General features: G+C 75.2%; 16 protein-coding genes. 10 read left to right on the forward strand and 6 right to left on the reverse strand.

Translation table 11 applies throughout. The annotated features are described in order from the left end of the window. Positions 1-153: 153 nt before the first annotated feature. Positions 154-1,668: a DUF1996 domain-containing protein gene (locus ACGF15_RS19325; protein WP_392800380.1), complete on the forward strand. Its 1,515-nt coding sequence runs from the start codon at positions 154-156 to the stop codon at positions 1,666-1,668. A gap of 217 nt (positions 1,669-1,885) precedes the next feature. Here the strand turns inward: ACGF15_RS19325 and ACGF15_RS19330 are convergent, their stop codons facing one another. Then, positions 1,886-2,380: a hypothetical protein gene (locus tag ACGF15_RS19330; RefSeq protein ID WP_392800383.1), complete on the reverse strand. Its 495-nt coding sequence runs from the start codon at positions 2,378-2,380 to the stop codon at positions 1,886-1,888. A gap of 146 nt (positions 2,381-2,526) precedes the next feature. Between ACGF15_RS19330 and ACGF15_RS19335 the strand changes: the two genes are divergently transcribed. From ACGF15_RS19335 to ACGF15_RS19355, 5 genes are all read left to right on the forward strand, one after another. Then, entirely contained in the window at positions 2,527-3,333 is an 807-nt protein-coding gene (locus tag ACGF15_RS19335) for a tyrosine-protein phosphatase (protein ID WP_362613636.1), read from the forward strand. A 99-nt stretch (positions 3,334-3,432) separates the two neighbouring features. Then, the gene (locus ACGF15_RS19340) at positions 3,433-5,451 is read left to right on the forward strand and encodes a hypothetical protein (protein WP_392800386.1); all 2,019 of its coding nucleotides are present in this window, start codon (positions 3,433-3,435) and stop codon (positions 5,449-5,451) included. Positions 5,452-5,534: 83 nt separating this feature from the next. Then, the gene (locus tag ACGF15_RS19345; protein WP_345609987.1) at positions 5,535-6,257 is read left to right on the forward strand and encodes a TetR/AcrR family transcriptional regulator; all 723 of its coding nucleotides are present in this window, start codon (positions 5,535-5,537) and stop codon (positions 6,255-6,257) included. Between the two features lie 121 nt (positions 6,258-6,378). Then, on the forward strand, positions 6,379-7,467 hold the full coding sequence (locus ACGF15_RS19350) for a LacI family DNA-binding transcriptional regulator (protein WP_345609989.1): 1,089 nt from the start codon (positions 6,379-6,381) through the stop codon (positions 7,465-7,467). A gap of 74 nt (positions 7,468-7,541) precedes the next feature. Beyond that, a complete protein-coding gene (locus ACGF15_RS19355) occupies positions 7,542-8,489 on the forward strand; it encodes a phosphatase PAP2 family protein (RefSeq protein ID WP_360652610.1) in 948 nt (315 codons plus the stop codon). Positions 8,490-8,560: 71 nt separating this feature from the next. Here ACGF15_RS19355 and ACGF15_RS19360 read toward each other — a convergent pair whose 3' ends face one another. Next, a complete protein-coding gene (locus ACGF15_RS19360; protein ID WP_345609993.1) occupies positions 8,561-9,391 on the reverse strand; it encodes an oxidoreductase in 831 nt (276 codons plus the stop codon). Between the two features lie 241 nt (positions 9,392-9,632). On the opposite strand from ACGF15_RS19360, the gene ACGF15_RS19365 reads away from it, so the two are divergent. Beyond that, entirely contained in the window at positions 9,633-10,205 is a 573-nt protein-coding gene (locus ACGF15_RS19365) for a TetR family transcriptional regulator (RefSeq protein WP_392800392.1), read from the forward strand. A gap of 129 nt (positions 10,206-10,334) precedes the next feature. Here ACGF15_RS19365 and ACGF15_RS19370 read toward each other — a convergent pair whose 3' ends face one another. Continuing rightward, positions 10,335-13,325: a bifunctional [glutamine synthetase] adenylyltransferase/[glutamine synthetase]-adenylyl-L-tyrosine phosphorylase gene (locus ACGF15_RS19370; RefSeq protein WP_345609997.1), complete on the reverse strand. Its 2,991-nt coding sequence runs from the start codon at positions 13,323-13,325 to the stop codon at positions 10,335-10,337. Between the two features lie 311 nt (positions 13,326-13,636). Here ACGF15_RS19370 and ACGF15_RS19375 point away from each other — a divergent pair, with 311 nt between their 5' ends. Genes ACGF15_RS19375 through ACGF15_RS19385 form a run of 3 tightly spaced genes read left to right on the forward strand, consistent with a single transcriptional unit; the run spans position 13,637 to position 16,526 of the window. Beyond that, on the forward strand, positions 13,637-14,242 hold the full coding sequence (locus ACGF15_RS19375) for a LysE family translocator (RefSeq protein ID WP_345609999.1): 606 nt from the start codon (positions 13,637-13,639) through the stop codon (positions 14,240-14,242). Continuing rightward, complete coding sequence (locus tag ACGF15_RS19380; RefSeq protein WP_345610001.1) at positions 14,243-14,950, forward strand: phenylalanine--tRNA ligase beta subunit-related protein; 708 nt, start codon at positions 14,243-14,245, stop codon at positions 14,948-14,950. A 34-nt stretch (positions 14,951-14,984) separates the two neighbouring features. Next, a complete protein-coding gene (locus ACGF15_RS19385; protein WP_345610003.1) occupies positions 14,985-16,526 on the forward strand; it encodes a PLP-dependent aminotransferase family protein in 1,542 nt (513 codons plus the stop codon). A gap of 319 nt (positions 16,527-16,845) precedes the next feature. On the opposite strand, the gene ACGF15_RS19390 is transcribed toward ACGF15_RS19385, so the two are convergent. The 3 genes from ACGF15_RS19390 to ACGF15_RS19400 form a co-directional block, all read right to left on the reverse strand. Further along, entirely contained in the window at positions 16,846-17,703 is an 858-nt protein-coding gene (locus ACGF15_RS19390) for an ABC transporter permease (RefSeq protein WP_053560414.1), read from the reverse strand. Continuing rightward, the gene (locus ACGF15_RS19395; RefSeq protein ID WP_392800397.1) at positions 17,700-18,671 is read right to left on the reverse strand and encodes an ATP-binding cassette domain-containing protein; all 972 of its coding nucleotides are present in this window, start codon (positions 18,669-18,671) and stop codon (positions 17,700-17,702) included. Before ACGF15_RS19395 ends, ACGF15_RS19390 begins: the two co-directional genes overlap by 4 nt. A 61-nt stretch (positions 18,672-18,732) precedes the next feature. Beyond that, positions 18,733-19,299, reverse strand: a complete 567-nt coding sequence (locus ACGF15_RS19400) for an NADPH-dependent FMN reductase (protein WP_019763372.1) — start codon at positions 19,297-19,299, stop codon at positions 18,733-18,735. Positions 19,300-19,432 lie beyond the last annotated feature (133 nt).

A 19,432-nucleotide genomic window follows, 5' to 3' on the forward strand; every position in this document is an offset into this window, starting at 1 on the left:
CGTATGACGCTGGAGCTTCCCACGAATCACCGGGGGCGGTGAACGCCCCGCACGCCCCACCCGTATGGAACGGCGCGCTTCTCCCTCTGCCGGGACCCCCTATTTACCCCCTTCCCATCCCTTGCGCCCCCGGCAACGAAGCAGAGGAGTTCCATGGGACGCACATCAAGAAAACGCTCGAAACTGGCCAACCGGGCGATCGCCGCCTCGGCTGCCCTGATCCTGGGCGGGGGTGGGCTGCTCGCGGTCAACTCCTACGCCTCCGCCGGTCAGGGGTGGTGGCCGAGCGGGCACGGCAAGCAGAACAAGATCCGGGCTGCCGCCGGACAGCAGGTCTCCACGATCGACTGCCCGGACGTCGGCGACTCGTTGGAGGTGGTCCCCGACGACCAGAGGTTCGCGGTCGACCGCCAACTCGCCACGCTGGACAACCAGATCACGGCCGCCTACCAGCGCTTCGCCCAGAACCGGCAGCGGGTGGTGGCGGACCGGCGGTACGGCGAGAACCAGATCCTGGCACCGCTGCGCAACGAGCGCCTGGTGATCATCCAGCGCATCGTCGCACTGATCGACCGCTCGGCGGAGCGGCCCAAGGGGCTGGAGAAGATGGCCCCCTGCACCCTGCGCGCCGATGACAACGGCGGCGGCCAGAACGGCAACGACCAGAACGGGAACGACCAGAACGGCAACGACCAGAACGACGGCGGGCAGAACGGGAACGACCAGAACGGCAACGACCAGAACGGCGCCGGCCAGGCGGGGAACGGCCCGGTCGCGGGCGACTTCGTCCAGATCGAGAACGTCCAGCCCAACGTGCGGGAGCCGCGCAACCGACGCGGCGCCTCCCGGGGCACGTTCACCACGGAGTGCGGGGTGAACGCCAACGGCAAGTTCAACCCGGACAACATCATCGTCGCACCCGGCGTGGCCAACGGCGCACACCATATGCACGACTACGTGGGCAACCAGGCCAACGACGCCTTCGCCAGCGACGACGACCTCGCGGCAGGCGACACGACCTGCCGCAACCAGGGCGACCGGTCAAGCTACTACTGGCCCGTGCTGCGCCTGCAGAACGGCCAGCAGGAGGCCGACGCCAACGAGGACGGTGGCGGCAACGACCAGAACGTCGGCGAGATCCAGACGCCGTCCGAGGTCACCCTGACCTTCGTCGGCAACCCGCGGAGCAAGGTGACGGCGATGCCGCGCCTGCTGCGCATCATCACCGGTGACGCCAAGGCATTCGTGAACGGCGATGCCAATGCCAACGCCTCCTGGAGCTGCACGGGCTTCGAGAACCGACAGCTGAAGGACAAGTACCCGATCTGCCCCGAGGGCAGTTCGGTGGTGCGGACCTTCAAGTTCCAGAGCTGCTGGGACGGCCAGAACATCGACAGCGCGAACCACCGCACCCATGTGGCCTTCGCCGACGGGAGCGGGCGGTGCCCGAACGGCTTCCGTGCCATCCCGCAGCTGGTCCAGCGCATCGTCTACGACGTGCCGGCACCGGACTTCAACAGCGGGAACCCGGTGGTGTTCGCGGTGGACTCGTTCCCCGAGCAGCTGCACAAGCCCATCACCGACCACGGCGACTTCGTCAACGTCTTCGACGAGCGGCTGATGAGGACGGTGGTGAAGTGCATCAACGGCGGCCGCTCATGCCGCTGATCCGCCAGGGGCGGGTGGTCCGCTAGGACCACCGGCGCCCGCGGAACCGCCAAGGGGCCGGGGCCCGGCTGGAGTACTCCAGCCGGGCCCCGGCCCCCGTGCGTGCGGACGGTGCCGTGGGCAGCGGTCCTTCCGGGCCGGCCCGGAGGTCCTCCGGGCCGGCCCGCTCGGGCCTGTTCTCCGGCCTCGGGCCGGCTTCTGCGCTCCGCGGGGTGTACTACCCGCCGTGACCGCCGTCCTCGTGGTCCTCCCCGTGACCGCCGTCCTCCGGGCCCCCGCTCGGGGCGTCGTGGCCGGAGCCGTGGCCGGAGCCGTGGTCGGCACCCGTCTCCACCGTCCCGCCGAGCCGCCCCCTCAGGGCCGCCACCACGGTCTCGTCCCCGACGGCGACCCACTTGCGGCCCACCAGGTAGGTGCCGCCGTAGTCGTTCGCCTCGTTGATCCACTCCCGCTGGCCGCGGTCGGTGGCGAAGGTGGTCAGGATGTACCGCCCGTCGGCCGTGGTGCAGTTGGCCTGCCGCAGCTCCTCGGCCTCGGCCTGGATGTTGGGGTCGCAGTCCGCCTGGCGTGCCAGCTCCTCCAGGCTTCCGGAGGCCTCCTCGGGCACCTCGGCATCGCCGCCCGAGGAGCAGCCCGCCGCCAGCAGGAGGGCCCCGGCCGCCAGTGCCGCCCGGACCGCGCGTCCCGTGTGTGTTCTCTTGCTCGTCCGCATCCGGCCATCGTGCCGCTTCGCACCCCCTCCCGGGGCCCGAACCGCGGGTAAGGCCCGCACGCCGCACCTCCCGCGACGCCGCCGGGTTGGCGTGTCGGGGTCGTGCCGGCAAGGCCCCCGCCCGGCGCGGCACTAGATTCCGGCGTATGAACGCCATCCCCTCCACCACCGTCGCCAACCTCCGGGATCTGGGCGGCATCCCGCTGCCGGACGGGCAGCGGGTGCGCGAGGGGGTGCTCTTCCGGTCCGGGCAGCTGGACCGGCTCGACACCCGGACCGATCCCGCGGTCGCCTCGCTGGGGGTGCGCACGGTCGTCGACTTCCGCACCCGCGGGGAGCGGGAGGAGCGTCCCGACCGGATCCCCCCGGGGGCGCGGCTGCTCTCCGCCGACGTGCTCGCGGACCAGATCGCCGCGGGTCTCCTCCCGGCTGCCGCCCGGCTGCGGAGGCTGCTCGTGGACCCGGTGGCGGCGGAGCGGGAACTCGGCGACGGGCGGGCCGCGGAACTCTTCGGCGCGATCTACCGCGGCTTCGTGACGACCGCGTCGGCGAGGGCGTCGTACCGGGTGTTCCTGGAGGAGCTCGCCCGGCCGGAGGCGGTGCCGCTGCTGTTCCACTGCACCGCCGGCAAGGACCGCACCGGCTGGGCGGCGGCGGTGGTGCTGATGCTGCTCGGGGCGGAGCGCGAGGTGGTGGAGGCGGAGTACCTCGCCGTCAACGCCGCGGTGCGCGAGGCGCTGGCGCCCCTGGTGGAGGGGTTCACCATGCAGGGCGGCCGCCCCGAGACGGCCCTGGCGCTGATCGGGGTGGTGCCGGAGTACCTGGCGGCGGGCCTGGACGAGGCCGAGTCCCGGTACGGGTCGATGGAGGGCTACGTCCGCGAGGGTCTCGGGGTGTCCCGGGCGGACGTGGCGGCGGTGCGCGAGCGGCTGGTCGCGCCGGCGGACGGCTGACCCGCGGGCGGGGGCAGGGGGCCGGTCCGAACGGCTCCGGCCGAGCCGCGGGCGCGGGTGACCGGGTGACCGGGAGGGGCGGTCCTCGTTCTGCTGGACGTGCACCCGCAGCAAACGAACACCGCGTCCGCCGTGCCTCCGCAGCGCCCCTCCCGGAGGGGTGCCGCCGCATCCGCTCCGGTCGAGGACTACCCCCTGCTGGTGCGGTTCGCCTACCTGGTGCTGCCCTCGGCGGCGGGGCGCGGGCGCCGGGTGCTCGCCGCGCATGCGCTGGTCCAGCGCGTGCTGGCGCCCTCCGGGTCCGGGGAGCACCCGGCCCGCGGCACCCGCGACGGGGGCGGGCGCGAGGGGCTCCCGGCCGGTGGTGCCGGGCGGGGCCGGGCGGCGGGGCTGCCGCGTGCCCGGCAGCCGGAAGCGGGAGGCGCGCACCCGGGGCCGGGAGGCGCGCACCCGGGGCTGGGGGGCGCGCACCCGGGGCCGGGCTACGCCGGGGCCCGCGAGCGGCTGCTGCGGCACGCCCTGCGCACGCCCCGGTTCGGCACGCGGCCGCCGTGGCTGCTGCCGCGGATCTGGGGGCTGCGGGTGCTCCCCCACCCGGGCGGCTGTGCCGAACTGGCGCTCGACCAGCGTCTCGCGGCCCTCTCCCCGCAGGGCAGGGCGGCCTGTGTGCTGCGCGGTCTGGACGGGCTGGACGACGCGGGCGCGCACCGGGTGCTGGCCGCCGCGGGGGCCGGTGACCCGGCCGCCGCCCTGGCGGAGGCGGACGGGGTCCCGCTGCGGGAGTACGGGCCGGAGCTGTTCCGCTCGCCGGAGTTCGACGCCTGCTCGCTGCGGGTGCGGCCGCCGGACCTGGCGCGGCGGCGACGGCGCCTGAGGACGGGTGCCGCGGCGCTCGCGGCCGCCGCCGTCTGCGGACTGCTGCTGGGCCCCCCGGGGAGCGGCGGGACGGCCGGGGGCGGGGCGTCGGGGGCGGCGGTCGATCCGGCCCGGCTGGTGCGGGCGGCACCGGCGGCGTGGGAGACCGCCGCGCGGCGGGACTTCTCGGTCTGGCCGGCCCGGGGGGCCCTGGTCGGCGACACCGCGCTGCTGCGCAGGGCCCTTCAGGCGTGGGCCTCCCCGGGGGAGCGGGTCACGGTGTCGGCGGCGCCCGGAACGGCCTCGGGGCCGCCGTCGGGCCCGGCCCGCCTGCTGTTCGCCGGGGAGGTGGGGCGCGCCCGGGTGGTGCTGCTGCACGACGGGCTGCGGGCCGTGCGGTACAGCGAGCCCCTGCGCGAGACCTCCGGCGCCCCCGCGCTGGACTTCGCCCGCACCGACGCCGCGGACGCGGTGTCGGCGGCGGCGCTGGTGGTCGGGCGGGCGGGCGGCCGGGTCCGCTACCTCACCGCACCGTGGGTGCGGGAGGTGTCCGCGGGCGACCTGCTCGCCCCCGGGGCACCGGACCGCGCCCTGGTCCGGGACGCCTCGGGGGTGACGGCCCCGCTGCGCGGTGCGGCCCGCGGGCGGGGGTGCTCGGCATGGCCGGTGCTGGCGGTGCGCGATGCGGAGGGCGGGCGGCGGCTCCTGACCGACCTGGGCGAACTCACCCCCGCCCGGCTCACCTTCGGGCCGCCGGACGCCCCCGCCGACGCGACCGGCCCGGAGGCGGGGGACCTGTGGGCGCGCACGGCCTGCGCCCTGCCGGGGCTGCGGGCGCACGGTGTCCGGGAGGTCAACGCCTGGGCGTACGCGCGGCAGCGGCTGCCGGAGGCGAACGGGACGGCCACCTGGCTGTGCACCCGCGCGGAGACCTGGCGGGGGGACGGCGTGCGGGTGAGCGCCCGGTTCCAGGCGCCCGGCACGCGGACCGGAGTCCCGGCGGCGGTCGTGGCCGAGGCGGAGGACTCCCCGGCCTGCGGGGCGCGCACGCCCCGGGTGCTGGCGGGGGTGATGTGGCGGTCGCGGGCGGGGCAGTGGTACGCGCTGGCCGCGGGCGGCGGACCGTTCCGCTCGGTGGCGCTCTCCGGCGGGGTGCGGGGCGAGGGCCCGGGCCCGGTGCTGGCCGTCCGCGCTCCCGAGGGGGTCCGGGCGGAGCCCAACGGGGTTCTGGCGGACGGTACTCGGGTCGGTGCGCTGCGCTGAGCGGCTCCGCCGCCGCACGGACCGCGGGGGCCGCCGGGGCGGCACGGCGGGTGCCTGTTGCGGGCGCTCGATAGGGTGTACGCATGACGACCGGGGTGCGCAGAAGGATGGGCGTCGAGGAGCGCAGGCGGCAGCTGATCGGCGTGGCGCTGGAGTTGTTCGGCAGCCGCTCCCCCGACGACGTCTCGATCGACGAGATCGCGGCCGCGGCCGGGATCTCCCGCCCGCTGGTGTACCACTACTTCCCGGGCAAGCAGAGCCTGTACGAGGCTGCGCTGCGGCGGGCCGCGGAGCAGTTGGCGGCCCTGTTCGAGGAGCCGCACGAGGGCCCGCTCGGCGCCCGTCTGCTGCGGGTGATGGGGCGGTTCTTCGACTTCGTCGACGAACACGGCCCCGGTTTCTCGGCGTTGATGCGCGGCGGCCCGGCGGCGGGGTCCTCCGCGGCCAGCGCGATGGTCGACGAGGTGCGCCAGGCCGCGTACACGCAGATCCTCGCGCACCTGGGGGTCGCCGAACCCTCGCCGCGGCTGGCGCTGGTGGTCCGCTCCTGGGTGTCGCTCGCCGAGTCGACGGCGCTGCTCTGGCTGGACGGCCGGGAGGTCCCCCGGGCCGAGCTGGAGCTCCAACTGGTGCACGACTTCGCGGCGTTGACGGCGGTGAGCGCCGCGTACGACGAGGCGATGGCGGCCGTACTGGTGGACGTGCTGGCCGGGGAGCCCGCGGACGGGCCCTTCGGCGAGCTGGTCGGCCGGCTGGCCCGCCTGGCGCCCGCCGTGCTCGCGGTCCCGCCGCAGCGGACACGGTAGCCGGGCGCCACGGGGCGGGGCGGACGACCGGCGGGCGCGGGGCGGGCGCGCCCCTGCGCGGGACGCCGGCCGGTGCCGGGCGGTGTGTGCACGCGCCGGGCGGACCGGTACAGTCCAATCCGTGACCGCACCCGCACGCCTGGCCGACATAGCCGCCCAGGCGGGGGTCAGCGAAGCGACGGTGAGCCGCGTCCTCAACGGGAAGCCGGGAGTCGCCGCGACCACCCGCCAGTCCGTCCTCGCCGCGCTCGACGTGCTCGGCTACGAGCGCCCGGTGCGGCTGCGCCGACGCAGCGCCGGTCTGGTCGGGCTCATCACGCCCGAGTTGGAGAACCCGATCTTCCCGGCGCTCGCGCAGGTGATCGGGCAGGCGCTGACCCGGCAGGGGTACACCCCGGTCCTCGCGACCCAGACACCCGGCGGCTCCACCGAGGACGAGCTCACCGAAATGCTGGTGGAGCGGGGTGTTTCGGGCATCATCTTCGTCTCGGGGCTGCACGCCGACACCACCGCGGACATGGACCGCTACGCCCGGCTGCGGGCCCAGGATGTGCCCTTCGTCCTGGTCGACGGCTTCTCGCCCCTGGTCAGCGCGCCCTTCATCTCGCCCGACGACCGCGGTGCGATGCAGCTGGCGGTCGCGCATCTGGTCTCGCTCGGGCACACGCGCCTCGGACTGGCCGTCGGGCCCCGGCGCTTCGTCCCGGTCCAGCGGAAGATCGAGGGCTTCGTCCGGGCCGTGGGGGAGCAGCTCGGCGGCGATCCGGCGGAGGTCGAGCGGGAACGGATACAGCACTCCCTGTACACACTGGAGGGCGGCCAGGCGGCCGCGGCGGCACTGATGGACCGCGGGTGCACGGCGATCGTGTGCGCCAGCGACATGATGGCCCTGGGGGCCATCCGGGCGGCCCGGCAGCGGGGGCTCCGGGTACCGGGGGACGTCTCGGTGGTCGGCTTCGACGACTCCCCGCTGATCGCCTTCACCGATCCTCCACTGACCACGGTGCGCAAACCCGTTCCCGCGATGGGCCAGGCCGCGGTCCGCGCGCTGCTGGAGGAGATCGGCGACGGCGGCCCGGCCGGCGGCGGGCGGCGGGCTCCGGTGCACGGCGAGTTCGTGTTCATGCCCGAGCTGGTCGTCCGCGGCTCGACGGCCTCGGCACCGCGCGGGGCGTCCCTGCCGCACCCCCGGGACACCCGTCGTCCGTAGGGTGGACCGGGTGCGGTCCGGACCCACCGGAGGGATGATCAGAGTGGGCCGTGTTTCTGGCAGACTCTCGTCCCATGGGTGAAGCGACCGTGAAGACTCTGGACAGCCGGACGGCGACCCCGTCACCCACGGTGGGCGACGAGGCCGCTGCGGAGTCTGCCCACGGGCGCGAGGAACGCCGCACCGGGTGGTCCCGCCCCCCGCGGGCCCCGCGGCGCCCCCGGATCTGGTTCGAGATCCTGCTGATCGCTGTCAGTTACTGGACCTACTCGCTGATCCGCAACGCGGTACCGGAGCAGCGGGCCTCCGCGCTGCGCAACGCCGACTGGATCTGGGAGGCGGAGAAGGCGCTCGGCATAGCGGTGGAGCAGTCGGTCAACCATGCCGTGAACTCGGTGACATGGCTGGTCGTGTCGATGAACTACTACTACGCGACGCTGCACTTCGTGGTGACCATCGGCGTGCTGGTCTGGCTCTACCGGCGCCACCCCGGCCGCTACGCCGCCGCCCGGACGGTGCTGTTCGCCACCACCGGTGTGGCCCTGGCCGGTTACTACCTGTATCCGCTCGCTCCCCCCCGGTTGATGAACGGGCAGAACTTCATCGACACCGTGCTCGTCCACCAGACCTGGGGCTCGATGGCCTCGGGCAACCTCAAGAACATGTCGAACCAGTACGCGGCCATGCCCTCGATGCACATCGGCTGGTCGCTGTGGTGCGGAGTGATCATCTGCGCACTGGCGGCCGCTCCCTGGGCGAGGATCCTCGGCGCGCTGTACCCGGTGGCCACGCTGGTGGTCATCGTGGCCACCGCCAACCACTTCTGGCTGGACGCGGTCGGCGGCATGCTCTGCCTGGCCTTCGGCTTCGCCGTCTCCTACGCCTGGTACCGGGCGCTGCCGCACCGGCTGCCGCAGCTGGTGGCGGCCGAGGACGCGAACCGCCCGCGGCGGCCGGGGGCCGTCCGGCTCGGGCGGCTGCGGCACCGGGCCGCCGCCCACTCCGGGGGCCGCTCCGAGTAGACCCGAGCCGGGCCCCGGTCATGCGGCGCTCGGCACGGGGGCGTGGCACCCGGGGGCGACGCGGGGCCGTGTCAGGCGGGCAGGCGGAGGGCGCGCCGGACGAAGGCGTCGAAGGCCCGGTCGGGCAGCGCGGCGCGGGCGGCGATCATCGGCTTGGCACCGAAGCCCACGGCATAGCGGGTGCGCGGGCGCCGGGCGGTGGCGGCCTTGGCGACCGCCTCGGCGATGACCGAGGGCGGCGAGCTGCGCCGCGGCCCGGCCTCTCCGGCGAGCACGCCGGCCATGGCGGTCGCCTCGCGCGCATAGGCGCCCTCCCCCGAGGTGGCGCGCAGGCCGTCGGCGGCGATGCCGCCCCACTCGGTGCGGATGCCACCCGGCTCGATCACCACCACGTCGATGCCGAACGGGGCGACCTCGGCGCGGAGGCTGTCGCTCAGCCCCTCCAGGGCGAACTTGGTGGCGTGGTACCAGCCGCCGAACGGCATGGCGAGCTTGCCGCCCATGGAGGAGATGTTGACCACGCGGCCGCTGCGCCGGGCCCGCATCCCGGGCAGCACCAGCTGGGTGAGCCGGGCGGCGCCGAAAACGTTGACCTCGAACTGGCGGCGGGCCTCGTCGAGGGGCACGTCCTCGACGGCCCCGTAGGAGCCGTATCCGGCGTTGTTCACCAGGACGTCGACGCCGCCCGCCTCGGTGGAGATCCGGTCCACGCCCGCCCGGAGGGAGGCGTCGTCGGTGACGTCCATCGCCAGGACGTGCACCCCCTGCTCGGCGAGCGGGGCCATCCGGTCGACGCGGCGGGCCGCTCCGTAGACGGTGAAGCCGCGGGCGGCGAGGCGCAGGGCGGCGGCCTCGCCGATGCCGGAGGAGGCGCCGGTGACGAGTGCGACCTTGGGAGCCATGGGGAGTCCTTCGTCGGGATGGGAGGGGGGCCACGAGCCGGCGGTTAAAGTGAACCGCCACTCAGGTTTATCATGAACTCGGGTTCATCTTCTTGCAACCCCCGGAGGCCCGCACGTCGGCACGGGCGGCCCCGGCCGGCGTGAAGAGGGTGAACTACCCTTCACTTCCGGATACCGCCGCGCCGGGCGTCCCCTGGGCGGGGCCGAGCAAGCGGCAGCAGCGGTGGGACAGGAGGAAGGCATGGACCGGGCCCGGCCGATGCGCGCCGACGCCGTCCGCAACCGGGCGCGGATCCTGTCGGCCGCGCGGGAGCAGATCACCCTGCTGGGCCCCGACGCCCCCATGGACGCCATCGCCGAGGCCGCCGGTGTGGCCGTGGGGACCCTCTACCGCCACTTCCCCACCAAGACCGACCTGGTCGGGGCCGTGATCGCGGAGCACACGGCGCGGATGGCCGCGGACGTCGAGGCCGCCGCCGACCGGGTGGACGGCGGCGCGGGGGCACTCGCGGAGATCACCGCACTGGTCCACCGGGTCGTCGAGAGCGCGGCGGCGGACCGCACGGTGAAGGCCGCCGCGCGGGAGCTGGGCGCCACCGGCGGCGCCCAGCCCTACGAGGAGCGCGGAGGCACGGCGATGGGGCGGCTGATCGCCGCCGCCCGGGCGGAGGGGGACCTCCACCCCGACGTCACGGTGGAGGACTTCCTGCTGCTGCTCGCCACGGCCCCCACCGACCAGGGCCCGGCGGTGCGCCGCCGCTGGCTGGAACTCTTCCTCCCCGGTCTCACCACCCGGGGCCGCCCGACGGTCTGAGGGCCGGGGGCCTGCGGGCACCGGCACGGCGGGGCCGGGACCTGCGGCACCCGTCCCCCGCACCCCGCGCGTCCCGCCGGGCACAGCGGCCCCGTCAGGCCTCGTGGAACGGCCCCGTGTCAGGCCCCGTCAGGCCCCGTAGAAGAGCTCCTCGACCACCGCGCGCGCCCGGCGGGTGGTCCTGCGGTAGTCGTCGAGCATGTCCCCGGCGTGGCCCGGCCCGTAGCCGAGGTAGCGCCCCACGGCCGCGACCTCGCGGCGGTCCGAGGGGAAGGTGTCGCCCGCCCGGCCCCGGACCAGCATCACCGCGTTGCGCACCCGCGTCGCCAGCACCCACGCCTCGTCGAGGACGGCCGCGTCCTCCGTGGCGATCAGCCCGGCGGCCTGCGCCGCGGCGAGGGCCTCGCGGGTACGGGTCGTGCGCAGGCCGGGCTCGGCCCAGCCGTGGCGCATCTGGAGCAGCTGCACGGTCCACTCGACATCGCTGAGGCCGCCGCGCCCCAGCTTGGTGTGGAGGGTCGGGTCGGCGCCCCTCGGCAGCCGCTCCGACTCCATCCGCGCCTTGAGCCGCCGGATCTCACGGACCGCGTCCTCACCGAGGCCCTCCACGGGATACCGCAGCGGGTCGACGAGGTCCATGAAGCGCCGGCCCAGCTCCGCGTCCCCCGCCATCGGGCGGGCCCGCAGCAGCGCCTGGCTCTCCCACACCAGCGACCAGCGGCGGTAGTAGGCGCCGTAGGAGGCGAGGGTGCGCACCAGGGGCCCGCTCTTGCCCTCGGGCCGCAGGTCGGCGTCGATGAGCAGCGGCGGGTCGGCCGTCGGGAGCTGGAGCAGCCGCCGCATCTCGGCGACCACGGTGCTGGCCGCCCGCGCGGCCTCCTGCTCGTCGACCCCCTCCCGAGGCTCGTGGACGAACAGGACGTCGGCGTCGGAGCCGTAGCCGAGCTCCCCGCCGCCGAAGCGGCCCACGCCGATGACGGCGAAGCGGGTCGGCAGGGTCTCGCCCCAGGGGCCGGAGACGGCGGCACGCAGCGCGCCCGCCAGGGTCGCCGCCGTGAGGTCGGTGATCGCGCTGCCCACCCGGTCGACCAGCGCCCCGGGGTCGGCCTCGGCGGGTGTGTCCTCGGTGCCGTAGGAGCCGATGAGGTCCGCCGCGGCGGTACGGAACAGCTCCCTCCGGCGCACCCCCCGGGCCGCGGCCACGGCCGCCTCCGCGGTTCCGGCCCGGCCGACCGCGGCCAGCACCTCCTGCTCCAGGTGGTCCCGGCCGCGCGGCCCGAGGCCCTCCGGGTCACCGAGGATGGCGACCGCCTCGGGGGCGCGGAGCAGCAGGTCCGGGGCGAGCCGCCCGGCGGACAGCACCCGGGCCAGGTTCTCGGCGGCGGCTCCCTCGTCGCGCAGCAGACGCAGGTACCAGGGGGTCTTGCCGAGGGCGTCGGAGACCTTCCGGAAGCCGAGCAGGCCGGCGTCGGGGTCGGCGGAGTCGGCGAACCAGCCGAGCAGCACGGGCAGCAGGGTCCGCTGGATGGCGGCCTTGCGGCTGACGCCGGAGGAGAGGGCCTCCAGGTGCCGCAGCGCCGCCGCGGGGTCCGCGTACCCGAGGGCCTCCAGCCGCTGCCTGGCCGCCTTGGCGCTGAGCCGGGTCTCGCCCGGGGCGAGTTGCGCGACGGCGTCCAGCAGCGGCCGGTAGAACAGCTTCTCGTGGAGCCTGCGGACCACGGCGGCGTGCCGGCGCCACTCGCGGTTGAGCGCGGTGACTGGCTCGGTGCGCAGCCCCAGGGACCGCCCGAGGCGGCGCAGGTCCTCCTCGCCCTCCGGCACCAGATGGGTGCGGCGCAGGCGGTGGAGCTGGATGCGGTGCTCCAGGGCGCGCAGGAAGCGGTACGCCTCGTCCAGCTGGGCGGCGTCGACCCGCCCGACGTAGCCGCCCGCGGCGAGGGCCCGCAGGGCGTCCAGGGTGGTGCCGCTGCGCAGGGTGGCGTCGCTGCGGCCGTGCACCAGTTGCAGGAGTTGGACGGCGAACTCGACGTCGCGCAGGCCGCCCGGGCCGAGCTTGAGTTCGCGGTCGATCTCGGCGGCGGGGATGTTGTCGACCACCCGGCGGCGCATGCTCTGCACGTCGGCGACGAAGTTCTCCCGCTCCGCGGCCTGCCAGACCAGGGGTCCCAGGGCCTCGATGTAGTCCTCCCCGAGCGACAGGTCCCCGGCGACCGGGCGGGCCTTCAGCAGGGCCTGGAACTCCCAGGTCTTCGCCCAGCGCTGGTAGTAGGCCAGGTGGCTGGAGAGGGTGCGAACCAGGGGCCCGTTGCGGCCCTCGGGCCGCAGGTTGGCGTCGACGGGCCAGATGGCGCCCTCGACGGTGGTCTCGGAGCAGATCCGCATCAGATGGGAGGCGAGGCGGGTCGCCGCCTGGAGGGCCTTGGCCTCCTCGGTCCCGCCCAGCGGCTCCGCCACGAAGATCACGTCCACGTCGGAGACGTAGTTGAGTTCGTGGCCGCCGCACTTGCCCATCGCGATGACGGCCAGCCGGCAGGCGGCGGCGTCCTCGGGGGCGGCGGCGCGGGCGAGGGCGAGCGCGGCGCGCAGCGTGGCGGTCGCCAGGTCGGCCAGCTCGGCCGCCGCCTCGGCCACGCCCGTGGTCCCGCACACGTCGCGGGCGGCGATGGCGAGCAGGCAGCGGCGGTAGGCGACACGCAGCGAGACGGGGTCGACGGCCTCGGCGAGCCCGCGCTCGAACTCGGCGACGCCCGGATGGAGGTCGGCGGACTCGTAGGTGAGCAGCGCCTGCCAGTCGCCCGGGTGCCGGGCCAGGTGGTCGCCGAGGGCCTCGGAGGAGCCGAGGACGCCGAGCAGCCGGTCGCGCAGGGGCTTGGCGGTGACCAGGGTGTCGAGGAAGCGGCGCCGGGCGTCCTCGTCCCGGTGGGCCTCCACGACGCGCACCAGGGAGCGGAGGGCGAGGTCGGGGTCGGCCGTGCCGCCGAGCGCGTCCAGCAGGACCGGGTCGCCCAGCACCGGGGTCATCTCGGGCAGGGCCAGCAGCCGTTCGGCGGCGGACGGGTCGGTGAAGCCGAGTCTCAGGAGCCGGATGAAGGTGCTGCTTCTGCGCCCCGGCACGGTCATCCCGTCCCTCCGTCCTCGCCCCGGCCGCTCCGGCGGTCCGGGCGGCTGCCCGCGGCGGTCCGGACCGTCCGGTCGCACTGGGCTCCGAGCCTAGTTGCTCCGCCCCGCGAGGTTGTGGAGAGGTGAGCCGTCCGCGGCGGATTCGCGCGGTGGCGGCCGAGCCGGTGGGCGGCGCGGGCGCCGGGCCGCCGGGCCGCCGGACCGCCCCGGGCCCCTCGGCTTTGGACCAGTGGCCAGGGCACGTTTTGGCTCTGTCCTTCGGACCACGGCCGCAGCAGGGTGGGAGGAACCTACGACCTCGCGGAGTCCTGTTGAGTATCGCGTTCCTCCTGACCGCCCTGGCCGTGGTGGTCACCCCCGGGGCCGGCGTGCTGTACACCCTCGCCGCCGGGCTGTCCCACGGCAGGCGGGCGGGCGTGGTGGCCGCGTTCGGCTGCACGCTCGGCGTCCTGCCGCACCTCGCGGCGGCGGCCACCGGTCTCGCCGCCCTGCTGCACACCAGCGCCCCCGCCTACCACGCGGTGAAGTACCTCGGCGCGGGCTACCTGCTGTACATGGCGTGGACCATGCTGCGCGACCGCGGCGCGCTGGCCGTCGAGGAGCGGGGCGAGCCGCGTCCGGCGGCGCGGGTGGTCGTCTCCGCCGTGCTCCTCAACCTGCTCAACCCGAAGCCGATGATGTTCTTCGTGGCGTTCCTCCCCCAGTTCGTGCCCATCGGGGGACCCGGCTCGCTCGGCGCGATGCTCCGCCTCGGCGGGGTGTTCCTGGCCCTCACCTTCGTGGTGTTCACGGCCTACGGCCTGTGCGCGGCGGCCGTACGGGACCGGGTGCTGGCCCGGCCGCGGGTGCTGACCGGCGTCCGCGGGGTGATCGCCGCCTGCTTCGTGGGCCTGGGCGCGCGACTGGCGGTGGCGTGAATGCGGTTCCGGCACACCGCCGAGGTCCGGTCCCTGAACCCGGGGCTCGCCGGGGGCGCGCTCCACGCCCGGGGCGTCGGCGGCCCCACCGACGTGACGGCGCGCGCGGCGGCCCACACCGCCCGCGCCGCGGCCCGGCTGTCCGCCACCCCCGAGGGCCGGTTCCCCGAAGTGCCGGCCTGGCGGCGGGCCTACGCCCGCATGGGCCTGAGGCCCACGCGGTACCGGTGCGCCTCGGAGGCCCTGCTGCGGCGGCTGCGCAGGGAGGGGGAGCTGCCCCGGATCCATCCGGTGGTCGACCCGTGCAACGCGGTGTCCGCCGCGTACGCCGTCCCGGTCGCGGTCCTCGACGCGGACCGCGTCGCCGGCCCGCTGCTGGAGGTGCGCCACGCACGCGGTGACGAGCACTGCACGGCCTTCGGGGGCGGCATCGAGCACCCGGCGCCGGGCGAGGTGACCTGTGTCGACTCAGACGGGCGGGCGCACTCCCGCCGCTGGACCAACCGGCAGAGCGGCCACTCCGCCGTCCACCGGCACACCGACCGGATCCTGGTGGTCGCGGAGGCCCTGCACGACGGCGGTGCGGGGACCGTCGCACAGCTGATGGCGACACTCGCCGGGGACATCGCCGCCCACTGGGGCACCGCCCCCGCCACGGCGCTCCTCACCCCCGGGGCGCCGGAGTTCGACCTCGGCGGTGGGGGCTGAACTCCCCGCCGGGCCCCCTGCCGACCATGGCAGCATGGGCCCCGTGAGCAGGGAGCGGCAGGCGGGGGAGGACACGGGCCGCCCGGCCCCGGACCGGGGCGCCCCCGAATCCCCGGTGGCGGGCTCCGACTTCCTTCAGCTGGACGCCGGCGACGCGCCCGCGGGCGGCAAGGCGGACTGGCTGGCCGAGCGGCTGCGGCAGGCGATCGCCGACGGCCGCCTGACCGTCGGCGGCAGGCTGCCGCCCACCCGGGTGCTCGCCGCCGAACTGGGACTGTCCCGGGGGGTGGTCACCGAGTCCTACCGGCGCCTCGCCGAGGAGGGCCAGCTCGAAGGGCGGCGGCGCGGCGGCACGGTGGTGGTCGCGGCCCCCGTACCGCCGCCCGCCGCGCCCCGGGGCGCGGCTCCGGAGCAGGGCCGGGACGCCCCCGGGCCCCGGGCCCTGTTCGCCGGCGAGCCCGACCCGGAGACCTTCGACGCGCTGCGCGCGGCCCCGGCCCGCATCGACCTGACCCCCGGACGGCCCGACCTGTCCGCCTTCCCCCGCGCGGCCTGGCTGCAGGCCGAGCGGGCCGTGCTCGCCGAGTTGTCGGCCCAGGACCTCGGCTACGGCGACCCGCGCGGCGCCCCGCGGCTGCGCCGCGCCGTCGCGGACTGGCTCGCGCGCGGCCGGGGCATCCGGGTCGAGCCCGAGGGGGTGCTGATCGTCGCGGGCACCGCCCAGGCGCTCACCCTGCTGCACCCCGTGCTGCGGGAGGAGGGCGTCACCAGCGTCGCGGTGGAGGACCCCGGCTCGCTCGGCACCCGCCAGCACCTGCGGAACGGGGGCCTGGAGACTCCCCCGGTACCGGTGGACGGCGAGGGCCTGCGCGTCGACGCGCTCCGCGCCACGGGCGCGCCGGCGGTGCTCGTCACCCCGGCCCACCAGTTCCCCACCGGCGTCGTGACCAGCGGCGGGCGCCGCCGCGAGCTGCTGCGCTGGGCCGCGGACGGCGGACTGGTCCTGGAGGACGACTACGACGCGGAGCACCGCTACGACCGGCCGCCCGTGCCCGCGCTCGGTGCCCGGCTCCCGGACCGGCTGTGCTACCTGGGCAGCGTCTCGAAGCTGCTCGCACCCGCGCTGCGGATCGGCTGGATGGTTCCGCCGCCCCGCCACCGCCGGGCGCTGGCCGAGGCGAAGCGCTTCAGCGACCTGGGCAACGCGGTGCTGCCGCAGCTGGTCCTCGCCCGCCTGATGGAGTCGGGCCGGCTGGAGCGGCATCTGCGGCTGCTCCGCGGCCGCCACACCCGGCGTCGCGACGCGGTGATCGGCGCCGTCGCCGAGCATCTGCCGGGGGCGGTCGTGCACGGCGCGGCCGCCGGGCTGCACCTGACCGTCACCTACGCGGCGGACGTGACCGACACCGCGCTCTGCGCCGCCGCACTGGCCCGGGGTGTGAAGTGCCAGCCCCTGTCGTGGCACCGGCAGGTGCCCGGCCGCCCCGGCCTCGTCCTCGGCTATGCCGCCGACCCGCCCGGTCCGCTCGTCGAAGGCGTCGCCGCGATCGGCGCGGCACTGCGCGAGTTGGCCTGACGCCGGATCCCCGGAGCGCGCCCCCGGTTCCGGGGGCGCGGCGCCACGGGAGTGGCCCGCGTGACGCAGGCCACGCGTGAGGTGCGTCATGTTCATCCCATAAATGGCTTCCCGCCCCGCATCCTCGGTAGGTCCGCCTTGACGACGATCGGCGCCGATCGTGTCGGACCCGGCCCCTCGGGTGCTTCCGCGGTGCCCCCAGCGGGCCCCCGCCGGGCCTCGCCGGAGCCGGGTGGGGGCCCAACCCAGGCGCGGCCCCCCCCCCCAGGGGGGGGGGTCACCCGACGCCCCGTCGACGCCGGGTCACAGCCGCCACCGGTCACTTCCGGTTGTAGAGCCGCATCGTCACGGCGCCGAAGACGAGCATGATCACTCCGGCCCACCCCAGCGACCAGGCGAGATCCGCGACGGGCCAGTCGCCCGCCATCAGCCCGCGCACCGCCGAGACCAGGTGGGTGATGGGGCTGTTGTTCACGAATGCCTGCAGCCAGCCCGGCATCGTGCTCGGGAGGACGAAGACATTGCTGAGGAAGGTCAGCGGGAAGATCACCATCATGCTGACGCCCATCACGGACTTCTCCGTGCGCAGCATCAGCCCGAACATGGTCCAGATCCACGAGAACGCGAACGAGAACACGAGCAGCAGGGCCACCCCGGCCAGCACCCCGAGCACCCCGCCCTCCGGCCGGAAGCCGATGATCATGCCGACGGTGAGCATCACCACCGAGGCCAGCAGATAGCGCAGGACGTCCCCGAGCAGGTAGCCGACCATCGGTGCGGGCCGCCAGATCGGCAGCGTACGGAACCGGTCGAAGACGCCCTTGGCGATGTCGGTGTTGACCGCGACGCCCGTGTACATCGTGATCATCACGACGCTCATCACCAGGATGCCGGGCAGCAGGAACTGGATGTACTCCTGCGTGGAGCCGGCCAGCGCCCCTCCGAAGAGGTACGTGTACATCAGGACGAGCATGATCGGAAAGGCCGTCACATCGAAGAGCTGCTCCGGCACATGCTTGATCTTCAGCATGGCCCGCCAGCCGAAGGTGAGCGAGGCCGAGAGCGCGCTGGGCCTCGGCGGCCGGTCCAGACCGACCAGGAGAGCCGACAGGCGCTCCGCGTCCGGCGCCGCGAGCGCGACGTCCTCCAGCTCCGTCTTGGTGGTCGTGGTGCTCATGCCGCCACCCCCTTCTTGTCCGTGAGGGCGAGGAAGACCTCGTCGAGGCTGGGCTGTCCCAGCGAGAAGGTGTCGACCGTGATGCCGGACCGGGCCAGCTCGGCCAGCGCCCGTGCCGCCTGTTCCGCCGCGCCCCGGTCGGAGCCGTGGGCGTCGATCCGGGCGGTCAGCGCCACCGGGTCCGCGTCCAGCACGACCGAGGCGTCCAGCGCGAGGGAGAGCACCCGCTCGGCCTCGGGCCGCTGGGCCGCGTCGCGCAGCCGCAGATGGACCGTGCCGGAGCCGACGGAGGCCTTCAACTCGCCCTTGGTGCCCTCGGCGATCACCCGGCCGTGGTCGATCACCGCGATCCGGGAGGCCAGTTGGTCGGCCTCGTCCAGATACTGCGTGGTCAGCAGGACCGTGGTGCCCTGGGCGACGACCGCGCGCACGATGTCCCAGACCTGGTTGCGGCTGCGCGGGTCGAGCCCGGTGGTCGGCTCGTCCAGGAAGAGCACGTCGGGGGTGTTGAGGATGGAGGCGGCGATGTCGATGCGGCGCCGCATGCCTCCCGAGTAGTTCTTCACCTGCTTGCCCGCCGCCTCGCTCAGCCCGAACCCTTCGAGCAGCTGGGCCGCCCGGTCGCGGGCCGCGGGCTTGGAGTGGCCGAGGAGGCGGGCGAGCAGGACGAGGTTCTCGTTGCCGGTGAGGTCCTCGTCCACCGAGGCGTACTGCCCGGTGAGGCTGACCCGGCTGCGGACCGCGTCGGGCTCCTTCACCACGTCCTTGCCGAACACGTGGGCCGTCCCGCCGTCGGGGCGGAGCAGCGTCGCGAGCATCCGTACGGTGGTGGTCTTCCCGGCCCCGTTGGGTCCGAGGACCCCGTAGACGGTGCCGGTCGGGACCGCGAGGTCGACGCCGTCCACCGCGCGGTTCTCGCCGAAGACCTTCACCAGCCCCGCGGTCTCGATGGCCAGTTCAGTGCTCATGAATCCATTCCTTGTACGTCGTCGTCGTTGTCTCTGGGGTGTGCCGTCGCCGTCCCGGCCGTCAGGAGACGTACGGGCGGACCGCCCGGGCCTCGCGCAGGGCCCGGCCCCACCAGCCGAGCTGGTCGAGCATCAGCCGCACCGCCCGGTCCCGCGCGCAGGCCCCGGTGTGGTCGTCCAGCGGTATGTGCAGGAGGTCGAGCGCGACCCCGTTGCGCAGGGTCACCGTGTGCAGCTCCGTGAAGACCGAGCGGAGCTGCTCCACCGCGTAGAGCCCGGAGGAGCCGTGCCCGTAGCTCACGAAGCCGACCGGCTTGGCCTGCCACTCGTCGTACGCGAAGTCGATGGCCTGCTTGAGGGAGGCGGGGAAGGAGCGGTTGTACTCCGGGGTGACCACCACGAAGGCCTCGGCCCTCCCGATCGCTCCGGTGAACTCGGTCATCTGCCGTGTCGCCTGCTGCGGGTAGTGCACGGGGAAGTCGAACTCCGCGAGGTCCAGCACGGCGAGGTCCAGCTCGTCCCGTGCCCGGGCGCGCTCCATGAACCAGCGGCCGACCGCGTCGCCGATCCGTCCTTCGCGCGTGCTGCCGATGATCACCGCCACCCGCAGCGGCTCGTCGTCCGTCATCGCTCCCGCCTCCTCCCGCTCGCTCTCCGGTGCCCTCACCCCTGGGGCGCCAGATGCCGGGGCGCGGGCGCCAGATAGCAACATGCGGCCGCGCCCCACCGGCGGAACGCACAGCATGACGGGGCCAGGCGGC

The sequence above is a fragment of the Streptomyces sp. NPDC048001 genome (genome assembly GCF_043203115.1).
Taxonomy (GTDB): domain Bacteria; phylum Actinomycetota; class Actinomycetes; order Streptomycetales; family Streptomycetaceae; genus Streptomyces; species Streptomyces sanyensis.